This window comes from Megasphaera sp. AF13-6AC (assembly GCF_027685385.1).
Classification (GTDB): Bacteria; Bacillota; Negativicutes; order Veillonellales; family Megasphaeraceae; genus Megasphaera; species Megasphaera micronuciformis.
In genome coordinates this window covers 1-6,633 of record NZ_JAQCUN010000073.1, presented here as the reverse complement: position 1 = coordinate 6,633, position 6,633 = coordinate 1, and the positions used below count along the sequence as shown (strand labels likewise).

Annotated in this window: 12 protein-coding genes; all 12 read left to right on the top strand. The window is 45.3% G+C overall.

The annotated features are described in order from the left end of the window. Positions 1–579, top strand: a 579-nt coding sequence (locus PGX78_RS05250) for a type II secretion system F family protein (RefSeq protein WP_270445736.1), incomplete at its 5' end; no start/stop codon positions are given. A gap of 15 nt (positions 580–594) precedes the next feature. Beyond that, entirely contained in the window at positions 595–987 is a 393-nt protein-coding gene (locus PGX78_RS05245) for a competence type IV pilus major pilin ComGC (protein ID WP_006942787.1), read from the top strand. An 8-nt stretch (positions 988–995) separates the two neighbouring features. Next, on the top strand, positions 996–1,454 hold the full coding sequence (locus PGX78_RS05240; RefSeq protein ID WP_270445732.1) for a prepilin peptidase: 459 nt from the start codon (positions 996–998) through the stop codon (positions 1,452–1,454). After that, positions 1,451–1,882, top strand: a complete 432-nt coding sequence (locus PGX78_RS05235; protein ID WP_270445731.1) for a pilus assembly FimT family protein — start codon at positions 1,451–1,453, stop codon at positions 1,880–1,882. Before PGX78_RS05240 ends, PGX78_RS05235 begins: the two co-directional genes overlap by 4 nt. After that, positions 1,848–2,210 (top strand): hypothetical protein, encoded by a 363-nt coding sequence (locus PGX78_RS05230; protein ID WP_270445729.1) that lies wholly within the window; start codon positions 1,848–1,850, stop codon positions 2,208–2,210. The genes PGX78_RS05235 and PGX78_RS05230 overlap by 35 nt, the downstream gene beginning before the upstream one ends. Further along, positions 2,176–2,715 (top strand): hypothetical protein, encoded by a 540-nt coding sequence (locus PGX78_RS05225; protein WP_270445727.1) that lies wholly within the window; start codon positions 2,176–2,178, stop codon positions 2,713–2,715. Before PGX78_RS05230 ends, PGX78_RS05225 begins: the two co-directional genes overlap by 35 nt. Beyond that, entirely contained in the window at positions 2,699–3,082 is a 384-nt protein-coding gene (locus PGX78_RS05220) for a hypothetical protein (protein WP_270445725.1), read from the top strand. The genes PGX78_RS05225 and PGX78_RS05220 overlap by 17 nt, the downstream gene beginning before the upstream one ends. Continuing rightward, positions 3,067–3,801 (top strand): hypothetical protein, encoded by a 735-nt coding sequence (locus PGX78_RS05215; protein WP_270445724.1) that lies wholly within the window; start codon positions 3,067–3,069, stop codon positions 3,799–3,801. The genes PGX78_RS05220 and PGX78_RS05215 overlap by 16 nt, the downstream gene beginning before the upstream one ends. Before the next feature lie 2 nt (positions 3,802–3,803). Beyond that, positions 3,804–4,298 carry a hypothetical protein gene (locus PGX78_RS05210; RefSeq protein ID WP_270445722.1) on the top strand — a complete coding sequence of 165 codons (495 nt, stop codon included), beginning with the start codon at positions 3,804–3,806 and terminating at the stop codon, positions 4,296–4,298. A gap of 115 nt (positions 4,299–4,413) precedes the next feature. Then, positions 4,414–4,785, top strand: a complete 372-nt coding sequence (locus PGX78_RS05205; RefSeq protein ID WP_270445720.1) for a hypothetical protein — start codon at positions 4,414–4,416, stop codon at positions 4,783–4,785. A 151-nt stretch (positions 4,786–4,936) separates the two neighbouring features. Further along, positions 4,937–5,500: a shikimate kinase gene (locus PGX78_RS05200; protein ID WP_270445718.1), complete on the top strand. Its 564-nt coding sequence runs from the start codon at positions 4,937–4,939 to the stop codon at positions 5,498–5,500. After that, on the top strand, positions 5,490–6,455 hold the full coding sequence (gene pfkA, locus PGX78_RS05195) for a 6-phosphofructokinase (protein ID WP_270445716.1): 966 nt from the start codon (positions 5,490–5,492) through the stop codon (positions 6,453–6,455). Before PGX78_RS05200 ends, pfkA begins: the two co-directional genes overlap by 11 nt. The last annotated feature ends 178 nt before the right edge of the window (positions 6,456–6,633 follow it).

The following is a 6,633-nucleotide window of genomic DNA, read 5'->3' as shown; positions in this document are numbered from 1 at the left end:
TTACTGGCAGCAGGAAATTTCCTTTGTCGCTACGGACTGTTTTTGATCGGTGCGGCAGTGATGACAGGAATTCTGATATATAAGTTATTGCAAAGGAGGCGATATAGAGAAAGGATAGAAGAATTATTGTGGCGAATCGGGCGGATACGCACATTCTTTTTGATTTGGTCATGGCAACGCTTCAGTATGATTTTGGCCGTTCAGTTGTCCGGAGGCATTCCGATAATTTCGGCACTCGGAGATGCCCTTTCGGCTGTTCCGTCAGAAGTGTTCAAGGGGCATATTGTGCGTACGATTCATTGTCTGGAGAACGGCATGTCTTTCAGTACCGCCGTCAAGTCGGGAAGATTCGGGACATCTTACGTCGAGACTATGTTGCGTGTCGGCGAGTCGACGGGAGACTATGATCGCGTTCTCCGGACCGTTTCCGCTTATTACGGGAAGCGGCTCCGAGAAACGAGTACAGCCATTCGCAAGGCTGCCGAGCCGCTTATGTTGGTTCTCACGGGAATTGTAACCGGATTTCTCGTAACGGCCTTGTTATTGCCGCTTCTGGATATGATTACAGCCGTGAACTGAAGAAATGGAGATGATATGATGAAGATTGCAAGTTTTCGTATAACGCCTGTAAGAAACGGGTTTTCACTTTTGGAAATGCTGGTTGTTGTCAGTATCATTTTAATTTTGGCTACCGTCGCCGTTCCCAAGTTTATGTCTGCCGGAAAGACGGCGAAAATAGCAAAAATCAGTGCGGACATCCGGACGATTGATAATGCGGCGGCATTGTATGAAATCGATAAAGGGAAATATCCCGAAACGGTGGCCGCTTTGGCTACAAAGGATACAAACGGTAAGGCATATCTGCAATTCGAGCCCAAGCTTCCTGACGGAACTGTATACAGCATAGGCACGGACGGCGTCGTGTCGGGAACTTTTGACGGGAAGACTTATACGTCACAAATGGAAGATATTAAAAACGGAGGCTAAAAAATTTCGTGGCGACTTGGATACTTAATAACTATGAGAATCTCTATGTTGCAGCTATGATGATTTTGTCCGTAATTTTTATCGTATGTGATATGAAATGGTATTGGATTCCCGACCTGCTTTTGTTAATTCTTGCAGGTATTCAGGGACTGTACCTGTCGGTTCATACAGTACAACCGAATCTTGCCGTTATGGCGGGAAGTGTGATCTTTATGATTGCTTTACATGCCGTGGCACCGCAGCAAACGGGTTCGGGAGATGTTAAGCTGTTTGCCCTGTTAGCTCCGACTTGCGACGGGATCGGAGCCTATCTTATGTTGGTGGCGGCCTTTGTGACAGGTGCTTGTGCGGCCTTGCCGGTAAGATTTATCAAAAAGAATACACTCGTTCCCTTTGCTCCCTTTATTTTAGGAGGGTGGTGGGTTGTCGGACAATGGGGAGCTTTCTTAGAGGATATTCTTTTATGAAGAAAAACGGGTACTTGCTGACAGAGTTGATAGTAGTTCTGGCATTGGCGGCTATTGTTTCGACAATGGCCGCCCCTGTAGCCGTGCATAGGCGACGGAGTCAATATGCCGTTGATACGACTGTCAGTGAATTAGTGGCGGAAATACGATGTCTGCGTACCCGGTCAATAGGAAATCGAGGTCAATACGGAGCAGGGAAATTATATGTACGCCCGAAAGAATATGTACTTACAACGGATCCCCTTACAGTTCGTAAGGAGCAGGCATTTCCGAAAGGTGTTTCGGTTAAGGGAACGGGTATTGTATCTTTTGACGGAGACGGACGTCCGGAAGGAAAGACGATGCATCTTGTTGTTGAGACGGATGATGAGCGGTATAAAAGACATATTATCATTGCGGCCCAGACGGGGCGCATTCGAACGGAGTAAGAACGGCTTTATTTTTGCCGATGCATTGATAGCCTTAAGTGCGGGACTTCTCATTTTTACGGCCGTAAGTGTTTGCCAGAATCGTGCTTTGATTTTATTGCATAGAGCTTGTCAAATGCGAGCGGTAGCTACCGTAGGCAGATGCGAGATGGAAGCGTTATGCATAGGTAAAAGATGTAAATATACAAAAGACTTGGCCGAAAAATACGGCATACGTGTAGAAGCATTAGTAGAAGATACGAATTCATCTACGCTTTATAAGGTGGTTATGACAACGCGGGATGGTGAAAAATATGTTCTTACTACACACAAGACGGCAGAGCGGTAAGGGCTTCTTTTCAGTTGAAATCATCCTATATGCTTGTATCGCCTGTGCGACAACCCTTATTTTTTCAACTTTGTTTACGAACAGTGTAAAAAGGTATAAAGAAGCTTATAGCAGAGAGTGTCTGTTGCGACAGGCTGTCATATGTGAAGAAACGGTTCGACACGAACTGCGTTATGCGGAAAATGTACGAGTCAGCGGCAAAACGGTCACCTATACGGATGAAAACGGAAAACATGCCGGTTTTACGGTGCATAAGTTCGGACTGTATAAAAAATTGAATAACGGGACGGTTCAGCCACTGACGGGTGATGATGACGGGGCAGGGCAACATACGGCCGTCTTTGTAGAGCCGTATGGGGGAGAAGCGTTTTTTCAAAAAGATGAAGAAGCGATTGTCATGCATTTTATGTTGAAAGACAGGGTTACTGAAGAAGAACAGGAATGTTGTGTGTATGTCGTACCCTTAGCCACTGCATGGAAGGATGAATATGGTAAGAACTCGTAGAAACGGTTTTATGACCTTTATTATTTTAGGACTTTCCTTGGCGGCTCTAAGTATGACTGTGGCCTTTTCCCGGTCCGCCTCGGCGGAGCTCGGTTGCCAAGCCGAATACCTGCGGGGAGCGGAAACGGAATACAGGGCTGAGGAATCTCTTTTTAAAGCTTATGATATGTATTGTAAGGGACAGTTTTCGCCATTTACGGAAGAAGATGAAAAAGTTAAGACCCGTGTCAAAATAAGGGAAGCGACGAAGGGCGATTATATATTGGAAAGCTGTGCTCTTTGCAAGGTTGACGGTTGTATAAAAACTTGTTCTTTGAAATTTACGATGAGGGACGGGAAGGGGATAATACGGTGGATACACTATTAAAGAGCGGTACTTTCAGGCGTTACAGTGCCAGGCGACAGGCCGTTATCTGGCCTGAGGAAACGCAGTGTCGTGTTGTTCGTTGCGAAAAAAATGCATGGCGACAAGTTGTAGCACTTCAGGCGTCGGTTACAGAGACTCCGGGAAAACGAAAAGACGGTAATACGGCGCTTATGGTGGAACACGTTATCGATCAGTATGCTCTGAAAGGATATTTGTTGACCGTTGTATTGGGTGACGGAAACTTAATTGTCCGCTCGGTGTCTTTACCTACGGCATCACGCAAAGAGGCCGGTCAGTCCGTGGCTTGGAGCGGAATGATATTAGACAGTACCGAAGAATATGTTTATGATGCCGTCAGGACGGGAGAAGAAAAGCTGCAGGGAGAATATAACTGGTTGGCTGCCGCTTATCCGGCGAATACAGTGGAATCCGTCATTCGTTGCTGTAGAGAAAAGGGATGTTTGTTGGATAGAATTGATATATTACCGGCTCTTATTGGGAAATTGTATCCCTCATATGAGGGAAGCGTATCCATTACGGATGACGGTAAAAGGCACATTACAGTCCTTAATAAAAGAAATGTTTGCGCATATACTTGTGAAGACGACCCGGGAGTCGATCATACCGTGGTTCCTCCTGAGAGAGACGATCGAGCAGAGGCCTTAAGTAAAAAATGGCAGGTAGCGTTTGAAGCCATGCCTTTATTAATGGGGTTATAGTTATGGAGTTTGATTTAAGCCTCTCTTTTAGAGAATCGAAGGGGCACGAAAAGACGGTTCGTAATCTGTTTATAGCTGCTCAAGTAGCGGTTTCATTCATTCTTGGTATAGCTCTTTTGTACGGCTGCGGTTTAGAAAATGTAGGCAGAAAGATACGGTCCGAAACGTCGGGAGAAGCTATACGCCAGTCGGAAATTCATAAAAAATCTGCCGAAAATTGCAGGCGAGCGGCGAAAGAACTGAAGGAACGGTTGGAAGAAAAGACGGACTCGGCCGCTTTCTTAGTACATATAGGAGAAACAAAACCTGAAAATATTACCTTCCTTAAATGCGAAAAACGAGGTAATGCTTTAGTTGTTACGGGAGAAACGAAAAAGAAAGAAGAGATTTCACATTGGCAAAATGCGTTAAAGGCTAAGACGGAAAATTCCGTGTGGCGTGTCGGAAAAACTGAAGAACGGGAAGGAGTGACTCATTTCGAACTGGTTAAAGAATAAGTTTTCAGTATACAAAGACAAGTCGTTAGACGCGTATATAATCGGTTTATTTTTAATAACTCTGATTCTATGTGTCTTTGCAATTATGCGTGACATAGCTTTGTACGAGGCCTGCGTGCACTTAGGGAAAAACCGACTTGCGTCACAACAACTTAAGAACCGTGAAGAGCCGGCGTTTACCCCCTTTGTCTTAGATGATAATACGGATATTCCCGTTATGGCGGAAGAATTGGCGCGTAAAAATTCCGTTACCGTTACGGACTTACACAGTCTTTCTAGCGGCAAAGATGAAGGCTACGAAGTGACGGCTTGCGGGAGCTATGCTGATTTTATACGCTTTCTCAACGATATGGATTGTCTGATGCCGCCCGTGTTCGTGGAAATTACGCATTTGGAGTCGGGACGAGACGGAAATAGAGCGGCAGGAATAATGAGCATTGATGTTCGCTCCGGTTCGGTGAAAAGGGAAAATAAAAGTAAAAAATGAGTAAAAAGCAGCACTGAATGCATATTAATCACCAAAGTATGCATAAAAAGTACTGCTTTTTTCTATTTACAGTGTTATCTTTCCTTATTTTTTGCTATAATAGTAGACAATTCATACGTATAGTTTTTCAGAGTCTGCGCAGGGGGGACAGATGATGAAACGTAACATTGTACTTGTAGGCATGATGGGCAGCGGAAAAAGCCATATCGGCCGCAAGCTGGCACAACGCCTGAAGTGGCAGTTCGTCGATACGGATCGACGACTGGAACGGGCTGTAGGCATGACTATTGCCGAATTTTATAATGAGGCGGGGGAACCGATTTTTCGGGAAAGGGAAATCAATATTCTTCATCAAGTAAGTCGTTATCATGAAGCGGTTATTTCTTTCGGCGGCAATTTTCCCATGAATGTCGATACGTATCGGATTCTTCATCGAAACGGAGTTATTGTGGCCTTGTCGTCCGAACCGTATCGAGTGGAGGAGAGAGTCGGCAGACATATCGGTAAGAGACCGACTGTAGACTACGACGATTTACACAACTTTGTACGAACGATGATGAAGCAGTGGGAAGACGTATACCCCTATTGTGATTTTACGATTGACACGACTCGCGGCGGTGCCTCTTATATTGTCGATACGATTGTTGAAGCAATTCATAAGGAAAAGATACAGTTTGCCAAGCGAGATCGGGGAGGAAAGACGCATGAACATTAATAAAATCGCCGTTTTAACGAGTGGCGGAGATGCACCGGGCATGAATGCCGCTATTCGCGGCGTTACCAGATATGCTATTTATAAGGGTCTGAGCGTAGAAGGCATTGTCCGCGGTTACGGTGGTTTGTTGGATGAAGATATAAGGTCTCTTGATCGGCGTTCTGTAGGAGAAATTATTCAACGAGGCGGAACTTTTTTACGTACTGCCCGTTGTCTCGAATTCATAGAACCCGAAGTACAGAAAAAAGCCGCTGAATTTCTACGTTCCCGCCAAATTGACGCCTTGGTAGTTATCGGTGGGGACGGCTCCATGAAAGGGGCTGAAGCACTTAGTCGTTTAGGGATTCCTACCGTTGTTATTCCCGGTACTATTGACGGTGATATGGTCGGGACGGAATATACGGTCGGTTTCGATACGGCTGTGAATACAGTGCTTGATTCGATCAATAAGATTCGTGATACGGCTTATTCGCATGACCGTGTAGCTGTTATTGAAGTCATGGGGCGTCATGCCGGTTTCATAGCTCTTTATTCAGGGATGGCCTCGGGAGCGGAAATTGTTTTGACGCCCGAACATCCTGTCGATTTTCAGGCCGTTTGTAGCCATCTTTTGGAATCACACAGCATGAATAAGATGAGCAGTATTATTGTTGTTGCCGAAGGAGCCGCTACGGGTACGGAAGTGGTCGATTATATTAAAGAACACACGTACCTACAGGCTAACTTGACTGTTCTGGGTTATGTGCAACGCGGCGGTTCACCGTCAGCTTATGACTCGATTATGGCCGGCCGTTTTGCGCAGAAGGCGGTTGATGTGCTGTTGGAAGGGAAGTATAACTGTGTTGTCGGCTCCGTCGGCAGGCAAGTCGTCGCCACACCGTATGAAGAAGCGGATAAGATTCGATTTGTATTTGATGAAGGCCTGTATAATCTGGTGCATCAGTTGGGTAGATAAATTTAAGGAGTGAAGGTGCTATGAATTTCGATTTAATATGGAATTCTCTGCCGTTACTATTATTGGGTGCGGCTATGACAATCAAAATTACAGCTATTTCCGTAGGTATCGGCTTTTTATTGGGTCTTATTATCAGCGTTTGCCGATTGTCGGGAATCAAGCTGTTAAAAGCTGTCAG